At 71.4% G+C, this 20,021-nt stretch carries 19 protein-coding genes, 1 tRNA gene and 1 pseudogene; 9 read left to right on the forward strand and 12 right to left on the reverse strand.

Features of this window, described 5'->3' with window-relative positions; genetic code table 11:
- Nucleotide 1: 1 nt before the first annotated feature.
- Both Acy02nite_RS11275 and Acy02nite_RS11280 read left to right on the forward strand, forming a co-directional pair.
- Nucleotides 2-316 (forward strand): MoaD/ThiS family protein, encoded by a 315-nt coding sequence (locus tag Acy02nite_RS11275; protein ID WP_203739909.1) that lies wholly within the window; start codon nt 2-4, stop codon nt 314-316.
- A 40-nt stretch (nt 317-356) separates the two neighbouring features.
- Nucleotides 357-1,322, forward strand: coding sequence for a PLP-dependent cysteine synthase family protein (locus tag Acy02nite_RS11280; RefSeq protein WP_203739910.1), 966 nt, complete (start codon nt 357-359; stop codon nt 1,320-1,322).
- Between the two features lie 4 nt (nt 1,323-1,326).
- Here Acy02nite_RS11280 and Acy02nite_RS11285 read toward each other — a convergent pair whose 3' ends face one another.
- Complete coding sequence (locus Acy02nite_RS11285; RefSeq protein ID WP_203739911.1) at nt 1,327-1,713, reverse strand: hypothetical protein; 387 nt, start codon at nt 1,711-1,713, stop codon at nt 1,327-1,329.
- A 287-nt stretch (nt 1,714-2,000) separates the two neighbouring features.
- On the opposite strand from Acy02nite_RS11285, the gene Acy02nite_RS11290 reads away from it, so the two are divergent.
- The 5 genes from Acy02nite_RS11290 (at nt 2,001) to Acy02nite_RS11310 (ending at nt 6,733) form a co-directional block, all read left to right on the forward strand.
- The gene (locus Acy02nite_RS11290) at nt 2,001-2,747 is read left to right on the forward strand and encodes an MBL fold metallo-hydrolase (protein ID WP_203739912.1); all 747 of its coding nucleotides are present in this window, start codon (nt 2,001-2,003) and stop codon (nt 2,745-2,747) included.
- A gap of 64 nt (nt 2,748-2,811) precedes the next feature.
- Entirely contained in the window at nt 2,812-4,014 is a 1,203-nt protein-coding gene (locus tag Acy02nite_RS11295) for a glycosyltransferase (protein WP_203739913.1), read from the forward strand.
- Between the two features lie 10 nt (nt 4,015-4,024).
- On the forward strand, nt 4,025-4,753 hold the full coding sequence (gene rph / locus Acy02nite_RS11300; RefSeq protein ID WP_203739914.1) for a ribonuclease PH: 729 nt from the start codon (nt 4,025-4,027) through the stop codon (nt 4,751-4,753).
- 31 nt (nt 4,754-4,784) lie between these two features.
- On the forward strand, nt 4,785-5,399 hold the full coding sequence (rdgB, locus tag Acy02nite_RS11305) for an RdgB/HAM1 family non-canonical purine NTP pyrophosphatase (RefSeq protein WP_203739915.1): 615 nt from the start codon (nt 4,785-4,787) through the stop codon (nt 5,397-5,399).
- Between the two features lie 38 nt (nt 5,400-5,437).
- The gene (locus tag Acy02nite_RS11310) at nt 5,438-6,733 is read left to right on the forward strand and encodes an MFS transporter (RefSeq protein ID WP_203739916.1); all 1,296 of its coding nucleotides are present in this window, start codon (nt 5,438-5,440) and stop codon (nt 6,731-6,733) included.
- Nucleotides 6,734-6,894: 161 nt separating this feature from the next.
- On the opposite strand, the gene hutH is transcribed toward Acy02nite_RS11310, so the two are convergent.
- The 8 genes and pseudogenes from hutH to Acy02nite_RS11350 form a co-directional block, all read right to left on the reverse strand.
- Nucleotides 6,895-8,430: a histidine ammonia-lyase gene (gene hutH / locus Acy02nite_RS11315; protein WP_203739917.1), complete on the reverse strand. Its 1,536-nt coding sequence runs from the start codon at nt 8,428-8,430 to the stop codon at nt 6,895-6,897.
- Nucleotides 8,431-8,612: 182 nt separating this feature from the next.
- Nucleotides 8,613-9,791 (reverse strand): annotated as a pseudogene (gene hutI / locus Acy02nite_RS11320) (imidazolonepropionase); the annotation flags it as partial.
- Between the two features lie 43 nt (nt 9,792-9,834).
- The gene (locus Acy02nite_RS11325) at nt 9,835-11,136 is read right to left on the reverse strand and encodes a formimidoylglutamate deiminase (RefSeq protein WP_203739918.1); all 1,302 of its coding nucleotides are present in this window, start codon (nt 11,134-11,136) and stop codon (nt 9,835-9,837) included.
- Nucleotides 11,133-12,287, reverse strand: coding sequence for an allantoate amidohydrolase (locus Acy02nite_RS11330; protein ID WP_203739919.1), 1,155 nt, complete (start codon nt 12,285-12,287; stop codon nt 11,133-11,135). Before Acy02nite_RS11330 ends, Acy02nite_RS11325 begins: the two co-directional genes overlap by 4 nt.
- Nucleotides 12,280-13,914, reverse strand: a complete 1,635-nt coding sequence (gene hutU / locus Acy02nite_RS11335) for a urocanate hydratase (protein WP_239174578.1) — start codon at nt 13,912-13,914, stop codon at nt 12,280-12,282. Before hutU ends, Acy02nite_RS11330 begins: the two co-directional genes overlap by 8 nt.
- Nucleotides 13,915-13,925: 11 nt before the next feature.
- Nucleotides 13,926-14,771, reverse strand: a complete 846-nt coding sequence (locus Acy02nite_RS11340; RefSeq protein ID WP_203739920.1) for a MurR/RpiR family transcriptional regulator — start codon at nt 14,769-14,771, stop codon at nt 13,926-13,928.
- 209 nt (nt 14,772-14,980) lie between these two features.
- Nucleotides 14,981-15,640 carry an HAD family hydrolase gene (locus Acy02nite_RS11345; protein ID WP_239174580.1) on the reverse strand — a complete coding sequence of 220 codons (660 nt, stop codon included), beginning with the start codon at nt 15,638-15,640 and terminating at the stop codon, nt 14,981-14,983.
- Nucleotides 15,640-15,951 carry a hypothetical protein gene (locus tag Acy02nite_RS11350; protein ID WP_203739921.1) on the reverse strand — a complete coding sequence of 104 codons (312 nt, stop codon included), beginning with the start codon at nt 15,949-15,951 and terminating at the stop codon, nt 15,640-15,642. Before Acy02nite_RS11350 ends, Acy02nite_RS11345 begins: the two co-directional genes overlap by 1 nt.
- Before the next feature lie 63 nt (nt 15,952-16,014).
- Between Acy02nite_RS11350 and Acy02nite_RS11355 the strand changes: the two genes are divergently transcribed.
- Together Acy02nite_RS11355 and Acy02nite_RS11360 are read left to right on the forward strand one after the other, a co-directional pair.
- A complete protein-coding gene (locus tag Acy02nite_RS11355; protein ID WP_203739922.1) occupies nt 16,015-16,827 on the forward strand; it encodes an MOSC domain-containing protein in 813 nt (270 codons plus the stop codon).
- An 85-nt stretch (nt 16,828-16,912) separates the two neighbouring features.
- Nucleotides 16,913-17,845 (forward strand): expansin EXLX1 family cellulose-binding protein, encoded by a 933-nt coding sequence (locus Acy02nite_RS11360; RefSeq protein ID WP_203739923.1) that lies wholly within the window; start codon nt 16,913-16,915, stop codon nt 17,843-17,845.
- A gap of 608 nt (nt 17,846-18,453) precedes the next feature.
- On the opposite strand, the gene Acy02nite_RS11365 is transcribed toward Acy02nite_RS11360, so the two are convergent.
- The 3 genes from Acy02nite_RS11365 to Acy02nite_RS11375 form a co-directional block, all read right to left on the reverse strand.
- Nucleotides 18,454-18,536, reverse strand: a tRNA-Leu gene (locus Acy02nite_RS11365).
- Between the two features lie 473 nt (nt 18,537-19,009).
- Nucleotides 19,010-19,477: a thioredoxin-dependent thiol peroxidase gene (gene bcp / locus Acy02nite_RS11370; RefSeq protein WP_203739924.1), complete on the reverse strand. Its 468-nt coding sequence runs from the start codon at nt 19,475-19,477 to the stop codon at nt 19,010-19,012.
- Nucleotides 19,478-19,497: 20 nt separating this feature from the next.
- Nucleotides 19,498-19,926 (reverse strand): S-adenosylmethionine decarboxylase family protein, encoded by a 429-nt coding sequence (locus Acy02nite_RS11375; protein ID WP_203739925.1) that lies wholly within the window; start codon nt 19,924-19,926, stop codon nt 19,498-19,500.
- Between the last annotated feature and the right edge of the window lie 95 nt (nt 19,927-20,021).

Below are 20,021 nucleotides of genomic sequence, written 5' to 3' on the forward strand. Positions count from 1 at the left end.
CATGGCCATCGAAGTTCGCGTTCCCACCATCCTGCGCAGCTACACCGGCGGTTCCAAGATCGTGGAGGGCGCCGGCGACAGCCTCTCCGCCCTGATCGACGACCTGGACGCCAAGCACAACGGCATCAAGGGCCGGCTGATCACCCCCGAGGGTGGCCTGCACCGGTTCGTCAACATCTACGTCAACGACGAGGACGTGCGGTTCCTCGGCGCGCTCGACGCGAAGCTGAGCGACGGCGACTCGATCACCATTCTCCCGGCCGTCGCGGGTGGCGCGCTGGGCTTCGCGGCCGCTGCCGCGCTGCTCGGCCGCTGACACTTCAGCACCCACGACGTACTGAAGGCTGGTTTTTCTGATGGCTCGTTTCGAGAGCCTGCTGGACGCGTGCGGGGGCACGCCGCTGGTCGGCCTGCCCCGCCTCTCCCCGGTGGTGCCCGAAGGGGCGCCGCCGGTGCGTCTCTGGGCCAAGCTGGAGGATCGCAACCCCACCGGCAGCATCAAGGATCGGGCCGCGCTCTACATGGTGCGCGAGGCCGAGGAGTCCGGGCATCTGCGCCCGGGCGACACGATCCTCGAGCCGACCAGCGGGAACACCGGGATCGCCCTGGCCATGGTGGCCAAGCTCCGGGGTTACCGGCTGGTCTGCGTGATGCCGGAGAACGTCTCGTCCGAGCGCACCCAGCTCCTGCGGATGTACGGAGCGGAGATCATCTTCTCGCCGGCCGCCGGTGGCTCCAACCAGGCCGTGGCGACCGCCAAGCAGATCGCGGCCGAGCATCCCGATTGGAAGATGCTCTTCCAGTACGGGAACCCGGCGAACGCCCGTGCGCATTTCGAGACCACCGGTCCTGAGCTACTGCACGACCTGCCCACGATCACACACTTCGTGGCGGGGCTGGGCACCACCGGCACGCTGATGGGCACCGGCCGTTTCCTCAAGGAGAAGGTCGACGGCATCCAGATCATCGCTGCCGAGCCGCGGTACGGCGAGCTCGTCTACGGTCTGCGCAACATCGACGAGGGGTACGTTCCCGAGCTGTACGACGCCACGGTCCTGGACCGCCGGTTCTCCGTCGGCACCCGCGACGCGGTGCTGCGGACCCGCCAGCTCGTCGAGGTGGAAGGGATCTTCGCCGGCTTCTCCAGCGGCGCGATCCTGCACGCCGCCCTGGCCGTGGCGCACGAGGCGGTCAAGGCCGGGCGGCGGGCGGACGTGGCGTTCGTGATCTGCGACGGCGGCTGGAAGTATCTGTCGACCGGCGCCTACGGCGGCACGCTCAACGACGCCGAAGAGGCCCTCGAGGGCCAGCTCTGGGCCTGACGGCTCAGTTGCTCACGGCCAGCATCAGCGCCCCGAACATCGGGGGCGCCGCGGCGGCCAGCAGGATCCACGGCAGGGTGCGCTGGTGGACGGCGAGGAACGCGCCGACCGCCAGCCCCACGCTGAACATCGTCAGCATCGCGAGCGCCGGCAGGTACCACCCGGGCGCCCCGCGGAGAACCGCGACGATCGCGTAGAGACCCACGCCGACACCCATCAGTCCGAGCATCGCGGAATAGCCCGCCATCGCCAGCACCCGCCCCGTGCCGGGCGCCGGATCATCTTCGGTGGGAAATCGAAAAACCGCAGGATCTTCGTCCCGCGAGGGTTCGAAGGGCATGATTTCGGGTATCGCGCTGCGGGAGATGCGGGTCGGCTCGACCGCGGTCACGTCGCCTCCATCGGATCGGTTTCCATCCCTCACCCAGAGCAACGCAGAGGGCTTACCGGACGTGACGGTAAAAATGAGACGACCCAGGTCACAGTGGTTGTGATGTGCGTTGTCGATTTGGCGACAAATCGATCAGTTGTTTACGTCAGGCAGTGGTCAGCGCGTACGCTTCGCTCCGTGATTGACTGGTCTGACAAGTCCAGCGCGGACCGGTCGGGCGGGGCGTGGACGACCCATCAAAAGGGGACGACCCAGTGGCCGGCCCAGTGTGAGTCAGAGGGACCCGCATGCGACTAACCGTTCTCGGTTGTGCCGGCAGTTTCCCCGGCCCCGAGTCGGCTTGTTCGGCCTATCTCGTGGAAGCCGAGGGATTCCGGCTGCTGATCGACTTCGGCTCGGGATCGCTCTCCGCCCTGCAGCGGTATTCGGACATGCGCGCCGTCGACGCGATCCTGCTCACCCACCTGCACTGCGATCACATGCTCGACGCGTGCACCTATGTGGTGGTCCGCCGTTACGACCCGGCCGGCCCGCTGGCGCCGCTGCCGGTCTACGCCCCGCTGGGCGCGGCCGAGCGCATCGCGGCCGCCTACAGCGCCGAGGGTGAGCCGGTCGACGACGTCTACACGTTCTACGGGCTGCAGCCGGGCACGTTCCCGATCGGCCCGCTGACGGTCACCGTCGATCGGGTCAACCACCCCGTGGAGACGTACGGGGTGCGGGTCGAGCACAACGGGCGGGTCATCGCGTACTCGTCGGACACCGCGCCCTGCGAGCCGTTGCTGCGCCTCGCCGCGGGCGCCGACCTGTTCCTCTGCGAAGCCAGCTACATGGACGGTGTGGAGAACCCGCCCGACCTGCACCTCACCGGTGGCGAGGCGGGCGAGGCGGCCACCAAGGCGGACGTCGCGCGGCTGCTGCTGACTCATCTCGTGCCGGCCTGGGCCAGCGAGGCGGCTATCGTCGAGGCGGCCGGGGCCGCTTACGCGGGACCGGTCGAAGTCGTCCGCCCGGGTGCCAGATACGATCTCTGAGCCGGTACGGGGGTGGATCGGCTAACACCGGTGCACCACGTGTCGTGACCTTGGAGTTGTTTGGATGCGCATAGTTCGCCTGGCCAACTTCGTCACGGTTCACACCGGCGGCCTGCGGACCACCCTGCGCGAGCTGGGCAAGGGTTATGAGGCGGCCGGCCACGAGGCGGTCCTGATCATTCCCGGCCGCAAGTTCGACGACCAGCAGACCGCGCAGGGCCGCGTCATCACCCTGCCGAGCGCACCCGTCCCGCGCAGCGGCGGCCACCGGGTGCTCGCCGGCCGACGCGAGCTGATCAAGCTGCTGGACAGCCTCGAGCCGGACCGCATAGAGGTCTCCGACCGCACCACGCTGCGCTGGACCGGCACGTGGGCCCGCCAGCGCGGGGTCCGGTCGATGATGGTCTCCCACGAGAGCCTCGCCGGCCTGCTCGGCGTGTGGGGCATGCCGAAACGCGACGCGCTCGCCGACCGGCTCAACAGGCGGACCGCCGAGGTCTTCGACACGATCGTCTGCACCACCGCGTTCGCCGCCGCCGAGTTCCGCCGCCTCGGCGTGCCGAACCTGGTGGAGGTGCCGCTCGGCGTCGACCTGGACATGTTCCACCCGCGGCGCCTGGACATCGCGGTGCGCTCCCGTTACGCCCGGCCGGAGGAGCTGCTGATCGTCTTCGCCAGCCGGCTCTCCGCGGCGAAACGGCCCGAGCTGGCCGTGGACATGGTGGGCGTGCTGCGCAACGGCAAGGTGCCGGCGGTGCTCGTGGTGGCCGGGGACGGCACGAGGCGGACGTCTCTGGCGTACCGGGCGGCCCGGCTGCCCGTCCGTTTCGCCGGGCACATCGCCGATCGCCAGGCCGTCGCCGCGCTGCTCGCCTCGGCCGACGTCGTCGTCGCGCCGGGCCCCGTGGAGACGTTCGGCCTCTCCGCCCTGGAGGCGCTGGCCTGCGGCACCCCGGTCGTGGTGGACGAGCAGAGCGCGCTGCCCGAGGTGATCGGCGACGCCGGGATCGCGGTGGCGGGCACCGCCGAGGCGTTCGCCGACGGCGTCTCCCGGCTGATCCAGCGTCCCCGCGACGACCGGCGGGCAGCGGCTCGCGCCCGCGCGGAGATGTATGGCTGGCCGCGCGCCGTCGAGGGTTTCCTGCACGCGCACGGCGCCGAGGTGAGCCCGTCGCTGATCCGCCCGGCGGTGCCGCGACCGCGTCTGGTGACGCCGCCGGCACGCGGGCCCGGGGCGGACGAAGCGGACGCACCGCGCTACGCATAGGGTTGGGGTCATGGCGCGACCCGACGGCCGAGCGGCCGACCAGCTGCGGCCGGTGACCCTGACCCGGCATTGGAGCATCCACCCCGAGGGGTCGGTGCTGGTGGAGTTCGGCAACACGCGAGTGCTCTGCACCGCCAGCGTCACCGAGGGGGTGCCGCGCTGGCGCAAGGGATCCGGCCTGGGCTGGCTCACCGCGGAGTATGCGATGTTGCCTCGCGCCACCAACACCCGCGGTGACCGCGAGAGTGTGAAGGGCAAGGTCGGCGGGCGGACGCAGGAGATCTCCCGCCTGATCGGCCGCAGCCTGCGGGCCTGCATCGACCTCAAGGCGCTCGGGGAGAACTCGATCGTCCTGGACTGTGACGTCCTGCAGGCCGACGGCGGCACCCGGACCGCCGCGATCACCGGGGCCTACGTGGCGCTGCACGACGCCGTCACCTGGCTGGCCGGGCGCAAGTCGCTGGCCGGCAAGGTGGAGAAGGTGCTGCACACCTCGATCCAGGCGGTCAGCGTCGGGATCATCGACGGCGAGCCGCGGCTGGACCTTCCCTATGTGGAGGACGTCGCCGCCGAGGTCGACATGAACGTGGTCTGCACCGGTGCCGGCGACTTCGTCGAGGTCCAGGGCACGGGGGAGAACGGCGTGTTCAAGCGCGCGCAGCTCGACGCGATGCTCGACCTCGGCCTGGCCGGCTGCGCCGAGCTCGCCATCGCGCAGCAGAAGGCGCTCGCCGCATGATCGACCGCAAGAACCTTCTTGGAGGTACGGCGTGAGCGCGCGACTTCTCCTCGCCACCGCGAACAAGAAGAAGCTCGTGGAGTTGCAGCGCATCCTCGATGCCGCGCTCGGCATGAGCCAGATCGAACTGGTCGGCCTCGGCGACTTCCCCGGTTACCCGGACGTTCCGGAGACCGGCCTCACGTTCGGTGAGAACGCGCTGATCAAAGCCCGGGAGGGCGCCAAGCGCACCGGCCTGCCGACCGTCGCCGACGACTCCGGCCTGGCGGTCAACGCGCTCAACGGGATGCCGGGCGTCTTCAGCGCCCGCTGGTCCGGCGGTCACGGCGACGACGCGGCCAACCTGGACCTGGTGCTGGCCCAGATCGGTGACGTCGGCGACGAGCACCGCGGGGCGTCGTTCGTCTGCGCCGCCGCGCTGGTCCTGCCGAACGGGCGGGAGCATCTGGTGGAGGGCCGGCAGAGCGGGCGGCTGCTGCGGTCGCGGCGCGGCGAGGGCGGGTTCGGCTACGACCCGATCTTCGTCGGCGACGGCCAGGACCGGACGAACGCCGAGCTCAGCCCCGTCGAGAAGGACGCGATCAGCCACCGTGGCAAGGCGTTCCGGGAGCTGGCGAAGGTCATCGCGAAGGAGCTTCCCCGGTAACTTGACTCTGCCCCTGGGGCAGAGTCCAACATCGACCCATGGTCTCGTTCATGGTCGATCGGAGGCCACTCGCGGTCCCGGCGTTCCGCCGGCTGTGGGTGGCCTCGCTGGTGTCCGCGGTGGGTGGCTCGTTCAGTGTGGTGGCGGTGCCGGTCCAGCTCTATGCGTCGACCGGCTCCTCGGCCACGGTCGGCGCGGCAGCGGTCGTGTCCTTCGCCGCCATGGCGTTCGCCGCCCTCGGGGCCGGGGCGATCGCCGACACCCGGGACAGGCGACGGGTCCTGCTGGCCGGCCAGTCCGGGCTGGCGGTGGTCTATCTGGCGCTGTGGGCCCAGGCGGCGCTCGGCGGCGCCCCGCTGCCGGTGCTCCTGCTGCTGGTGGCCGGTCAGGGGCTGAGCTCCGGCACGATCGGCACCACCTCCGGCGCGGTGCTGCCCCGGCTGGTCCCGGCCGGGTTGCTGCCCGCGGCGAACAGTTTGAACTCCCTCGTCCGCTACCTCGGCTACATCCTCGGCCCTACCGTGGCGGGCCTGCTGATCCCGGTGGCGGGCCTTCCCACCCTCTATCTCTGCGACGCGCTCGCTCTGCTCGTCGTCCTCTTCGCCGTCCACCGCCTGCCACCGCTGCCCGCCGCGCCGGCGGCCGGGCGCGACCAGGGCGTGACGCGGCAGGTCCTGGCCGGGTTCCGCTATCTGGCCGGCAGCCGGATGCTGGTCGCGGTGCTGACCGTCGATCTCGCCGCGATGGTCTTCGGGATGCCGACGGCGCTCTTCCCCGAGCTCGCCCAGCGGGAGTTCGGCGAGTCCTCGGTCGGCCTGCTCTATGCCGCCTATCCGGCCGGGGTGGTGCTGGCCGGGCTCGGCTCGTCGCTCTTCACCAAGGTGCGGCGGCACGGGCTGCTGATGGCCGGTGCGGCCGTGGCCTGGGGCGTGACGGTCGCCGTGTTCAGCCTGATGACCTGGCTGTGGGCGGCGCTCGTGGTGCTGGCCGCCGGTGGCGCTGTCAACTTCGTGCTGAGCACCTTCCGGAACGCGATCTCCCAGGCGTACACCGACGATGCGATGCGTGGCCGGATCCAGGGCGCGCTGACGATCGTCCTGCTCGGCGGCCCGCAGCTGGCGAACCTGGTGCACGGCGGGATCGGCGCGCTCATCGGCCCGCGCCTGACCATCGGCATCGGTGGTCTGCTCACCGTCGTCACCGTGCTGGTCGTCCTGCGGGTCGCCCCCGAGCTTCGGCGATATGCCGTCGACCCGCCCGAGCAGCCAGGCCAGTCAGCGCCCGGGGCGGTAGAGCCCGAGGCGGCAGCCTTGCGGGAGGCAGAGCGTGAATGAGGTGACGGGGGTTCAGTCTTCGCGGATGGCCGAGCCGTGAGGGGCCGCGGCGGTCTGCCGGGGCTGGGCTGCGGCGCGGCGCGAGGTCCTGAGCTGGTTCTCACCGTTGTTGTGAGGGACGAACGACAACGACGAGAACCAGCCGGGAACCGCGGCCCGGGTCAGTGGAGCCGGTCGACGGTGGCCTCGATGGTGGCTCGCAGCTCCGGGCCGGCGATGACCGCGCGGGCCTGCTCCAGGACCGGGGCCAGGAAGACGTCCGGGCCGGGGCGGCCCCCGAAGGGCTCGACGGCGGCGACCGCGGCGCGGCCGGCCGGGGAGGGCGTCATCGGGGCGCGCAGTTGCAGGCCCCGCACGGCGGCGAGAAGCTCGACGGCGAGCAGGCTGGTCAGGTTGTCCAGGACGGTGCGCAGCTTCTTGGTGGCGGACCAGCCCATCGAGACGTGGTCCTCCTGCATGCCGCTGGTCGGCAGCGAGTCGACCGAGGCGGGGCCGGCCAGGCGGCGGTTCTCGGCGACGATGCCCGCCGCGGTGTACTGGGCGATCATCAGGCCCGAGTTCACCCCGGCGTCCGGGGAGAGGAAGGGCGGCAGTTCACGGCTGCGGGTCACGTCGAGCAGCCGGTCGACCCGGCGCTCGGCGATCGCGCCGACCTCGGCCGCGGCGATCGCCAGGAAGTCGGCCGCGAAACCGAGCGGCGCGCCGTGGAAGTTCCCGGTCGACTCGACCCGGCCGTCGGGCAGCACCACCGGGTTGTCGACGACCGAGACGAGTTCCCGGGCGGCGGTGACGCGGACGAAGTCCAGGGTGTCCCGCGCCGCCCCGGCGACCTGCGGCGCGCACCGGATGGAGTATGCGTCCTGCACCGCGTGCGCCAGGTCGTCCCGGTGCGAGTCCATGATCACGGAGTCCTGCAGCAGCCGGTGGATGTTGGCCGCGGAGGCCGCCTGCCCCGGGTGCGGCCGGATCGCGTGCAGCTCGGGGAGGAACGGCCGCTCCGAGCCGAGCATCGCCTCGGTGGCCAGCGCCGCCGTCACGTCCGCCATGGTGAACAGGTGTGCCGCGTCCGCGATGGCGAGCAGCAGCATGCCGAGCATGCCGTCGGTGCCGTTGATCAGTGCCAGCCCCTCCTTGGCGGCCAGCTCCAGCGGCCGCAGCCCGGCCGCGTGCAGGGCCTCGGAGGAGGCCATCCGGGCGCCGTCCTTGCCCAGCACCCAGCCCTCGCCGAGCAGCACGATCGCGCAGTGCGCGAGCGGCGCGAGGTCGCCGGAGGCGCCCAGCGAGCCGTGTTCCGGCACCCACGGGGTGATCCCGTGATTGAGCAGGTCGACCAGGCCCTGCGCGAGCACCGGCCGGACCCCGGAGCGGCCCATGGCGAGCGAGCGCACCCGCAGCAGCATCATGGCCCGCACCACCTCGCGGGGCATCGGCGCGCCGATGCCGGCGGCGTGCGAGCGGATCAGCGCGTGCTGCAACTCGGCGCGGCGCTCCGGCTCGATCGAGGTGCTGGCCAGCGCGCCGAAGCCGGTCGACACGCCGTAGACGGGCCGGCCGGAGGCTTCGATGCCGTCCACGATGGCGCGGCTGGCAGCCATCGCCTCGACGGCGGCGGGGGAGAGCTCGACGTGGGCGTCCTCCCGCGCTACGGCGAGAACGTCGGCGGGCTCGACCCCGGTGGGCTGAACGATAACGGTCATTGCGGCACTCCGTCGTGCTTGGTGGTTCCGGCGGCGCCAAGGGGGCGGCCGCGGTCTTGCTCGGTGGTTCCGGCCGCGGGTGAGGGGCGGCCACGGTGATGTTCGGAAGCGGCGCCGTTGTGCTCGGCGGCTGCGGGGGTGCTGGGCCGGCCGCTGCTGTGCTCGGGGGCTGCGGCGGTGCTGGGCCGGCCGCCGTGGATGACGTCGCGGATCAGCGGCACCCCGGGGCGGTAGGCGAGGTGCAGGTGCGACGGCGCATCCAGGATCAGCAGGTCGGCGCGCGCGCCGGGGCGGATCACGCCGAGGTCGTCGCGACGCAGCGCCCGCGCGCCACCGAGGGTCGCCGCGCGGACGGCTTCGGCCGGGGTCATCCGCATCTCGCGCACGGCGAGGGCGATGCAGAAGGACATCGACGAGGTGTAGGACGACCCCGGGTTGCAGTCGGTGGCGAGCGCGACCGTCACCCCGGCATCGAGCAGCCGCCGCGCGTCCGGGTACGGCGAGCGCGTGGAGAACTCCGCGCCCGGCAGCAGCGTGGCGACGGTCCGGCCGGAGCCGTCGTGGCACATGCAGTCGGCACCCGAGGCGGCGAGCGCGTCCACGTCCGCGTCGCTCAGGTGGGTGCAGTGGTCCACGCTGGCCGCGTCCAGCTCGACGGCCAGCTGGACGCCCGGGCCCGGGCCGAGCTGATTGCCGTGCACCCGCACGCCGAGACCCATCTCCTTGCCGGCCAGCAGGATCGTGCGGGCGCGGTCCTCGTCGAACGCGCCGCGCTCGACGAACGCGTCCACCCACTTGGCGTGCGGCGCCGCCAGGGCCAGCATCGGCCCGCAGACCAGGCTGACGTAGTCGTCCGGCCGGTCCTGGAACTCGGCCGGCACCACGTGCGCGCCGAGGAAGGTCGTCTCCGCCGTGAACTCCGCCGCGATCCGCAGGGATCGGGCCTCGTCGGCGACGTTCAGGCCGTACCCGGATTTGATCTCGATCGTGGTCGTGCCCTGCCGCAACGCCTCGCCGACCAGGCGCCGGGCGTTGTGGCGCAGCTGCTCGTCGGTCGCCGCGCGGGTCGCGCCGACGGTCGTCCGGATCCCGCCGCCGGTGTAGGCCTCGCCGGCCATCCGGGCGGCGAACTCGGCGGCCCGGTCGCCGGCGAACATCAGGTGCGCGTGGCTGTCGACGAAGCCGGGCAGCACGGCCGCGCCGCCCGCGTCGATCCGCTCGTCGGCGGCCGGCGCCCCGGTGGCCGGGCCGACCCAGGCGATGCGGTCGCCGTCCACGACCACGGCGGCGTCGTGCGCCAGCTCCCGGCCGTGCGCGTCGTTGGTGAACAGCTCACCGATGTTCGTGATCAACAGGCTCATGCCGTCACCTCCGCTGCACTCCGGCGTCGCCCGGCAAGCCCGCTCATGGGAGCACCGCCGTGATCGCCGTCCGCAGCGCCTCCGGGACGTCGATCGTCCGGTGCCGGCCCTCGGTGACCACCGGACGCCCGTCGGCGATCACGTCGGTGACGTCCGCCGCGGTCGCCGCGAAGACCAGCCCGGCCGGGTCGATGCCCGCGGTCCGCACGCTGGACAGGGACACCGCGACCAGGTCGGCGCGCTGCCCGACGGCGATCTGCCCGGCATCGGCCCAGCCGAGCGAGGCGTGCCCGTCCCGGGTCGCCGCCGCGAGCAGCTCGTCCGCGCCGAAGTGCCCGCGCAACCGGGTCGCCAGCCGTTCGTCCAGCTCGACGCCGCGCGCCTCCTCGAAGAGGTCGATCACCGCGTGGCTGTCGCTGCCCAGCGTGAGCGTCGCGCCGCCGTCGGCGAGCGACCGCGCCGGCCCGATGCCGTCGGCCAGGTCGCGTTCGGTGGTCGGGCAGAAGCAGACGTACCGCCCGGCCAGCAGTCGGCGATCATTCTCGGACAGGTGGGTCGCATGAACAGCGGTGGTCATCGGCCGCCAGAGTCCCATGGAGTCGAGCAGTTCGGCGGGGGAACAGCCGTGCACGGCCCGGCACTGCTCGTTCTCGGCCGGCTGCTCGGAGAGGTGCACGTGCACCGGCAGCCCGTCGGTCCACGCGGCGAAGGCCGCCATGCCGCCGGCCGGGGCCGCGCGCACCGAGTGCAGGGCCGCCCCGATCCGCGCGTGCCCGCCGCCGCACAGGTCACCGAAGCGGTCGTGCCAGCCGTCGTAGTCGCCGTCGCCGAAACGCCGCTGCACGCCTTCGAGGGGCTTCCCGTCGACGCCCGAGGTCAGGTAGACGGCGTCGAGCAGCGTGATCCGGATCCCGGCCTCCGCGGCGGCCGCGATCAGCGCGTGGCCCATCGCGTTCGGGTCGGCATAAGGCGTGCCGTCCGGCCCGTGGTGCAGGTAGTGGAACTCGCCGACGCAGGTGATCCCGGCCAGCGCCATCTCGCCGTAGACGGCTTTGGCCAGCGCGAAGTAGTTGTCCGGGTCGAGCCGCCCGGCCACCTGGTACATCAGGTCACGCCAGGTCCAGAAACTGCCGCGGTCGCCGTGGGTGCGGCCACGCAGGGCGCGGTGGAAGGCGTGCGAGTGCGCGTTCGCCATCCCCGGCAGCACGAGCCCCGGCAGCCGTACGCCGGATCCGTCCGGGGTGCCGGCCGAGACGGCGGAGAACCGCCCGTCCGTCACCTCGATCCGGACGTCCCGCGCCACCCGGCCGTCCAGCCAGGCGTGTTCCGCGACATAGACGGTCACGTCAGTGACTCCAGGACACGCGCGAGCGCCTCGACCCCCGCCTCGCAGTCCTCGTTGGACGCCCCCTCCGCCGGGGCGTGCGAGACCCCGGTCGGGTTGCGGACGAAGAGCATCGCCGTGGGCACGTGCGACGACATCACCCCGGCGTCGTGACCGGCCCCGGTCGGCAGGATCGGCGCGTCCCCGAGCAGCGCGGACAGCCGCCGCGCCAGCTCGGTGTCGAACGCGACCTCGTCGGTGACCGACTCGGCGACGACAGACAGTTCCGTGCCGTCCCGCCCGGCCCGCTCGGTGGCCCGTTTGATCACCGATTCGAGCAGCCGGTCCAGCGTCGCGGTGTCCGCGGCCCGCGCGTCGAGCCAGCCCCGGACCATCGACGGGATGGCGTTGGTGGCGTTCGGCTCGGCCTGCACCCGGCCCACGGTGGCGTGCGCGCCGATCAGCCGGGCCTCCTCGTTCGCTGCGAGCACGGTGTGGGCGAAGGTCAGCATCGGGTCGCGGCGATCGGTCATCCGGGTCGTCCCGGCGTGGTCCCCTGCCCCGGCGAACTCCATCCGCCAGCGTCCGTGCGGCCAGATCGCGCTGCCCACCCCGACCGGGACGTCCAGCGCGCGGCCCTGCTCGATGTGCAGCTCCACGAAGGCCGACAAATGAGATATGCCGCTGATCTGTCCGGTGGGGGTGGAGCCGAGCGCCTCCCCGAAAGTGATCCCGTCACGATCGGTCAGAGCGGCGGCCCTGGCGGGCGTGATCGCGCCGGTCATCAGCCGCGACCCGAGGCACGGCACGCCGAACCGCCCGCCCTCCTCCTCGACGAACGCGCCGATGGCGAGGTTGCGCGGCGACGCGATCCGGTCCAGCGCCAGGAACGCGCTGACGATCCCGAGCGGCCCGTCATAGCCGCCACCACCGGGAACGGAGTCGAAGTGCGACCCGGTCAGCACGGTCCCGGGCGCCCACGGCTCCCCGCACCAGGCGAAGAGGTTGCCGTTGCCGTCCTCGGTCACGGTCATCCCGCGCCGGCCGGCCTGGCCCCGGAACCAGTCGCGCAGGGTCAGCTCGGGCGGGGTCAGGGCGTAACGCCGGTAGCCACCGTCCGCCGACCGCCCGACTGCCACGATCTCCGCCCACAGGGCCGCGAAGTCACTCATCGCGCATCGGAACCCGTACGCCGGAAGCCGCCTCTGACTCATAACCGGCGTCGACGTGACGCAGCACGCCCGTCGCCGGGTCATTGGTCAGCACCCGTTCGATCTTCTGCCCGGCCAGCGCGGTCCCGTCGGCCACGCAGACCTGACCGGCGTGGATGCTGCGTCCGATCCCCACCCCGCCACCGTGGTGGATCGACACCCAGCTCGCCCCGGAAGCCGTGTTGACCAGGGCGTTCAGCAGCGGCCAGTCGGCGATCGCGTCGGAGCCGTCGAGCATCGCCTCGGTCTCGCGGTACGGCGAGGCCACCGACCCGGAGTCGAGATGGTCGCGCCCGATGACGATCGGCGCGCTGAGCTCGCCGCTTGCCACCATGTCGTTGAAGCGCACCCCGGCCTTGTCCCGCTCGCCGTATCCGAGCCAGCAGATCCGCGCGGGCAGCCCCTGGAAGTCGACCCGCTCGCCGGCCATCCGGATCCACCGTGCGAGCGGCTCGTTCTCCGGGAAGAGGTCGAGCACGGCACGATCGGTCGCGGCGATGTCGGCCGGATCGCCGGAGAGCGCCGCCCAGCGGAACGGGCCCTTGCCCTCGGCGAACAGCGGCCGGATGTAGGCCGGCACGAAGCCCGGGAAGTCGAACGCCCTGGTGTAGCCGGCCAGTTGCGCCTCGCCGCGGATCGAGTTGCCGTAGTCGAAGACCTCGGCGCCGGCGTCCTGGAAGCCGACCATCGCGGCGACCTGCTTGGCCATGCTGGCCCGGGCGCGGTCGGTGTATTCCTCTGGCTTGTCGCGGGCAAAGGAGGCCGCGTCCTCGAGCTCGACACCCACCGGCACGTAGGAGAGCGGGTCGTGTGCGCTGGTCTGGTCGGTCACGATGTCGATCTCGACACCGCGCGTGAGCAGCTCCGGGAAGACGAGCGCCGCGTTGCCGACCACGCCGATGGAGATCGCCTTGCGGTCGGCCTTCGCCCGCAGCGCCTGAGCGACGGCGTCGTCCAGGTCATCCGCGATCACGTCCAGGTAGCGCTTGTCGACCCGCCGCTGCAACCTGGTCCGGTCCACGTCCACGATCAGGCAGACGCCACCGTTCATGGTCACGGCCAGGGGCTGGGCGCCGCCCATCCCGCCGCACCCGCCGGTCAGCGTCAGTGTCCCCGCGAGATCTCCGCCGAACCTCTTCGCCGCCACGGCCGCGAACGTCTCGTACGTGCCCTGCAGGATCCCCTGCGTGCCGATGTAGATCCACGAGCCGGCCGTCATCTGCCCGTACATCGTCAGCCCGAGCTGCTCCAAGCGGCGGAACTCCGGCCAGGTCGCCCAGTCGCCGACCAGGTTCGAGTTCGCGATCAGCACCCGCGGCGCCCACTCGTGCGTGCGCAGCACCCCGACCGGTTTGCCGGACTGCACGAGCAGCGTCTCGTCGTCGCGCAGCGTGTCCAGCTCGCGGACGATCGCGTGGAACGACGGCCAGTTGCGCGCGGCGCGGCCCGTCCCGCCGTACACCACGAGATCTTCCGGCCTTTCGGCCACCTCCGGGTCGAGGTTGTTCATCAACATCCGCTTGGCGGCCTCCTGCGGCCAGCCCTTGGCGGTGTACGACGTACCGCGAGGTGCACGAATCTCGGACAAGGTCTCCTCCATCACGCCGTGAAGATGTTCCGCCGGGCCGCGGACGCCTCGAACTCCTCCAAGCGACGCTGCACCGGCTCGGGCGCGGCGTCACACATCGCCTCCAGCAGCACCATGGCCATCGCCATCGGCCCGGTGTGCAGGTCGAACACGAGCCGCGTGCCCACCGCGGCCGGCAGCACCACGTCGGCGTCACCGGCCACCGGGCTGACCGCGGAATCGGTGATCGCGACCACCGCGAACCCGGCCGCCTTCGCCTCGCGGACCGCCTCGACCGACTCGCGCGGATAGCGCGGCAGCACGATCGCCAGCATCGCACCGGCGCCGGCCGCGCGGGCCTGATCCAGCCGGTCGTGCAGCCCCGTCCCCCCACTGTCCAGCACTCGCACGTCCGGGAAGACCTTCGCCGCGAAGTACCCGAAGTACGCCGCGAGCGGCGCCGCCGCCCTCAGCCCCAGCACCGGCAACGGCCGGCTGGCCGCAAGAAGATCAGCTGCCCGGCGTACGTCGTCAGGCCGTTGGAGCTCCTCGGCCAGCCGCCGCAGGTGGTCGGCCTCGGCAAGCACCGCCCGCTGCATGGTGTTCTCACCGGCCGGCTCACTGGGCGCGTCCGAGGCGAGGGCCCGCAGCTCACGGCGCAGCGCCGGGTATCCGGAGTAGCCCAGCGCCATCGCGAACCGGGTCACCGACGGCTGACTCACCCCGGCCAGCTCGGCCACCTCGGCGGCGGACAGGTAGGCGGCCTTGGCGGCATGCTCGACCAGGCTGTGCGCGATCCGCCGCTGGGTGGGCGTGAGCCGGGCCCCTTGGAACAGGTCAAGCACCCGCTCCGCCGTCCTGACCACTCCGTCATTCACGGCGACAGCTTATGCATGATTTCTTTCAGCCCGCTAGACGCCAGGACTCACGTCTACTTCTGAAAGCTGCACAAAACAGCCGAAGCCGCCGTGACCCTCGCCCGATCGGCCCTCGGGACAACTCCGCGCCGGCAACCGGCGTTACTGCCACCAGGCTCAGCCGGCAGTTTCGGACGTTCAGGCGAGAACCGGTCCGGGCGTGCTCGACGTCAATTCGGTGCCATCGGTGTCGTGGCGAGCACGTGCCGGATGGCCGCGGCGATGTCAGCCTCGATGACGGTGGGGCGGTAGGCCGTCTCGCTCCAGGCCCGGCCCAGCGAGATCCACGTCGACGGCAGACCGAGCGCATGCGCCCCGCCGATGTCCGCGGCTGCCGAGTCGCCGATCATCCAGGCGCTGCCCAGCGGTCGTCCCGCCCGACCCGCCGCGACCCGGAAGATCTCAGCGGACGGCTTCCGGTGGCCGACCTCCTCAGAGATGACCCATCCGTTGACCAATCCATCGAGACCGGTGTTCTGGATCTTCGCGGTCTGCTGTGCGACCCGCCCGTTCGTGACGATCGCCGAGGCCCATCCCGCCGAGCGCGCGTCGATCAAGGCGTCCCGGACCGGTTCAGTCAGCCGGACCCGCTCCGCCGCGCCGTTGTCCAGGAACCATTCGACGGCCGCGGCCGGCACCGCGTCTCGATACCGCTGCGCGAGCGCCGCCGCCACCGAAGCCCGCGGCGTGTACCCGCCGGCGTCGACACCCATCAGCCACTCGAGATCAGCCGCCGGCTGACCGTGCGCCGCGAGCAGTGCGGCGGCCGAGGCCCGGAATGCCGCGTCCCGGTCGATCAGCGTGTTGTCCAGATCGAGCAGCAGAAGCATCAGCCGCAGTCGCGCGCCACGAAGTGATGGGTGACGGTCAGCTCGCGCTCGATCAGGTAGGAGTCGTCCTCCGGATAGAACACGGCCCGCTCGATGTCCTCCCCGGCGAACGCGCGGATCACGTCGATCGACGCCCACCAGCTCACCGTGGTCACCTCGGAGCGGCCGTCCCCCAGGTCGCGGGTCCACATCTGGGCCCCGAGGTTGCCGGGGGTCTTCCGGTATTCCGCCAGGCCGGTCCGCTCGATGTACCCCACATACGCCTCGACCTGGTCGGTGCGCACCCATCCCCGCCACATCCGTGTGATCACCGGCCCACCCTATTCCGGCAACATGAAAGAGAGCTGACTCCCGGAACGTGAAAAGCTTGGGGCATGCGGATCGCCGAGCTGCACACGTACCCGGTCAAGGGCTGTCACCGCCTCGACCACGCGGAGGCCGTCGTCGAGCCGTGGGGCCTGCGGGACGACCGCCGCTGGATGATCGTGAACGCCGACGGCGTCGGCATCACCCAGCGGGACACGCCGCGCCTGACCCAGTTGCGCGTCCACCCGCGTCCGGGCGGCCTGCGACTGTCGGCGCCCGACCTGCCCGGCCTCGACCTGGACGAGCCGGCCGACGGCGCCAAGATCATGATTCGGGTGTTCCGCAACAAGCCGGAGATTCCCGGGCGGGTCGCCGAGTCCGAGTGGGTCAGCGCGTTCCTGGGGGTGGACGCCCGCCTGGTCTGGCAGTCCGATCCGACGAGCCGCACCATCCCGGAGTTCGCCGCGCCGGACGACCGGGTCAGTTTCGCCGACGGCTACCCGGTGCTCCTGGCGAACACCGCCTCGCTGGACGCGGTCAACGACTGGCTGGCCGAGGCGGGGGAGGAGCCCGTCCCGATGCACCGCTTCCGGCCGAACCTCGTGGTGGACGGCGCCGAGGCCTGGGCCGAGGACGGCTGGCTGGGCGGGCGGCTGCGCATCGGCGGGATGACCTTCCGCGTCGCCAAGCACTGTGCCCGGTGCCGGGTCACCACGATCGACCAGGAGACCGGGGAGATCGGGCGGCAACCGCTGCACATCCTGGGCCGGCATCGCCGGATCGGCGGCGGCCTGATGTTCGCGGTGAACCTGATCCCGGATCTGGCGGCGGGTGACGTCGGGGTGTTGCGGGTCGGCGACACGGTGACACCGCAGGAGTGACGCGGCACTCATTAGCGGTACACCTGTCTTAGGAGTGTCTTAGAAGATTTGCCGCAAGCGCCCCGCCCGGCAAGTATCGCTGAGCGTGAGTGCTCATCGACGCCCGTTCCCGACCCGTTGGCTCGCCGCCGGCGGCGCCGCTGTCCTCGCCGGCATCATCGGCGTGGCGCTGCTGTTGCAGACCGGTGGGTCGGCGTGCGCCGCGCCGCCGAGCACCAGCGCGAAATCCGGCAAGGCCACCTTCTACGACCTGGGCGGCACGTCCGGCAACTGCTCGCTGGAGACGCCCGCGGACGACCTCTATGTGGCGCTCGGCCCCGATCAGTACGCCGACGGCGCCGCCTGCGGGGCGTACCTCGACGTCAAAGGCCCCAAGGGCACGGTCCGCGTGAAGGTCTTCGACTCCTGCCCCGAGTGCGACGCGGGCCATCTCGACCTGAGCCGCACCGCGTTCAAGAAGATCGGCAGCGAGGTCGCGGGCATCATTCCGATCACTTACAACCTGGTCAAGAACCCGTCGGTGCCCGGCCCGATCACGGTGCGGATGAAGGAGGGCGCGTCACAGTTCTGGTTCGCGGCGCGCATCGACAACCACGCCAACCTGCTCTCCTCGGTGCAGGTGTCGAGCTCGGGCGGCTCGTTCAAGTCCGCCCACCGCACCGACTACAACTACTGGCTGATCGACGGCGGTGCCGGCTCGGGCCCGTACAAGGTGAAGATCACCGACGTCTACGGCAACGCGACGACGGTCTCCGGCATCACGATGAAGCCCGGCGTGGTCCAGAAGACCTCCACGTCCGTTTCCGGCAAGTCGACCACGCTCAAGACGACGACCAAGGCCACGCCGTCGTCCCCCGCGGCGAAGAAATCCTCCTCCGTCCCCGCCAAGCCCACCACCGTTCCCCCCGCGGCGTCCTCGGTGGCCCCGCTGCCCGAGTCGGCTGCCGCCGCACCGGGCACCACCGAGGACGCCCTCCTCGACCTGGCCGCCGAGCCCCGCCCCGCCAGCTGCGGCTAGCATTTCGCGCCCGCTCCACCCGAAGATCAAATTCTTCAGGTCCCCGCTCCGCTGTGGTCAAGCTGGGCTGCTCCCGCGGGGACCCTTCCGGGCCGAGCAGGGCGCTGGCGCGCCCAGAACGCTCAGCCCTCCAGGGCGGCCTTCCTGGGTGGTCCCGGTCAGAGCACAAGATCCGTTCACGGGCTCGAGCCGGCCGACTGGTCCCGCCCGTCGACGCCCGCGGCGAAGCCGGTGGTCACCGCGGCGACGCGCTCACCCCGCCGGCTGGTTCTCATGGGCGTTATTCGTGCCTCATAACGCCCATGAGAACCAGCCGGAGAGCCCGCGCCGCGCCGCGGACCTCAGCCCCGGCGCAACCTCGCGACCCGTCCAGGCGTCGCGACCCCGCTCGGCGTCCGCGTCGCGACCCCGCCCGGTATCAGCGTTGCGACCCGCTCGGAGTCGGTGCTGGGGTCCCGCGGCGTCGGTGTTGGGATCCCGCTCGGCGTCGGCGCCGTGGGACTCCGCCGGTCTTGATGGTGCGTGGGCTGTCCGGCTTCGCTTCTCGTCGGGGTGCCGGAGGGCTGTGCACAACCTGTGGACAAGCGCGTTTCACGAACAGTGGTCGGTGCGGGAGAAGGGACTCGAACCCTCACGCCCTCTCGGGCACGGGCACCTAAAACCCGCGCGGCTGCCATTTCGCCACTCCCGCCCGTTCTGCCCAGCAGGGCAAAGCGTTGGCTGGCAGTCTAATCGGTCCCGCCGTCCGGTGGCGCCTCGGTTCTGCCCGTTCGTGTCGGCCGCCGATGCCGCGTGCCGGGTCGCGCCCGTGGAACGGTTCTCTGCTCTGACCGTGCCCCGCCACGGAGGCCGCCCTGGAGGGGTGAGCGTTCTGGGCGCGCCAGCGCCCTGCTCGGCCCGGAAGGGTCCCCGCGGGAGCAGCCCAGCTTGACCACAGCGGAGCGGGGACATGAAGATCTTGAATGTCCATCATCGGAACGCAGCTCGGCCTGATGGCGCGCGGTGACGCGATGGCGTGATGGTTGTGCACGGCGGCCGCCTTGCGGGTTGGCTACCGCATGACGACCGCCGTGAGCCCGGGAACCGGCCGCCGCCGGTGTGGAGTGCCCTCCTCATCGGCGCGATCGGCCCGGACCTGCGGACTTTCCCGAAGTTCGGACGAGGTCAATCCAGGCCGAGGTCGCGCCGGAGTTTGGCGACGTGGCCGGTGGCTTTGACGTTGTAGAGGGCCCGCTCGATGGCGCCGTTCTCGTCGATGACGAACGTGGAGCGGATGACGCCGGTGACCGTCTTGCCGTAGAGCTGCTTCTCGCCGAACGCGCCATACGCCGTCAGCACACTCTTGTCCTCGTCGCTGACCAGCGGGAACGTGATCGCGTCCCGCTCGCGGAACTTCGCCAGTTTGGCCGGCTTGTCGGGGGAGATGCCGACCACCTCGTAGCCGGCGGCCTGCAGCGACGCGAGCGAGTCGCGGAAGTCGCAGGCCTGCTTGGTGCAGCCGGGTGTCATCGCGGCCGGGTACGCGTAGAGAACGACCTTGCGCCCACGCAGGTCCTTCAGTGCGAGGCTGTCGCCGTTGTCGGTGGGCAGGGTGAAGTCGGGCGCGGCGTCGCCGGCGCTGAGACGAGTCATGCACCGACGATAGTGCGACGTCAGACGGCAGCCCGGCGGCCGCTCCAGAGTCGCTCGGCGGCGGCGAGATCGCGCGGCCACTCCTCGCCGCGGCGCCGCAGCAGATGCTCGCTGATCTCGAAGTCACCGACGAGCCGGCGGAACTCGGCGAGCACGTCGGCCTCCCGGAACGGCTTGCAGGAGAAGACGTTGACGAAGATCTCCCGCAGGTGCGGGTAGGTGTGGATCGCGGCGTGCGACTCGGCCAGGATCACCACGGCCGATTTGCCGGCTTTCTCCGGTGGCCCGCCCTCGGTGGCGACCATCGGGCCGGCGATGACAGTCATGCCGATCCGGGTCACGAGGTCACGCATGAAGGTTGTCAAGGCCAGATCGTCGTCGAGCGCGGTGATGTCGGCGATGCCGGACAACCGCAGGGTCAGCTCATCGCCGTAGTGGTCATTCTGCATGACGCCTCCCGTGGCCGTTAAGGACACGTTACCGGTCTCCAAAGCGCCTGAATGTGCCACGTTTTCCCAGCTAGAAGCCAATGTAGGAATCCGTT

The sequence above is a fragment of the Actinoplanes cyaneus genome, assembly GCF_016862095.1.
Lineage (GTDB): Bacteria > Actinomycetota > Actinomycetes > Mycobacteriales > Micromonosporaceae > Actinoplanes > Actinoplanes cyaneus.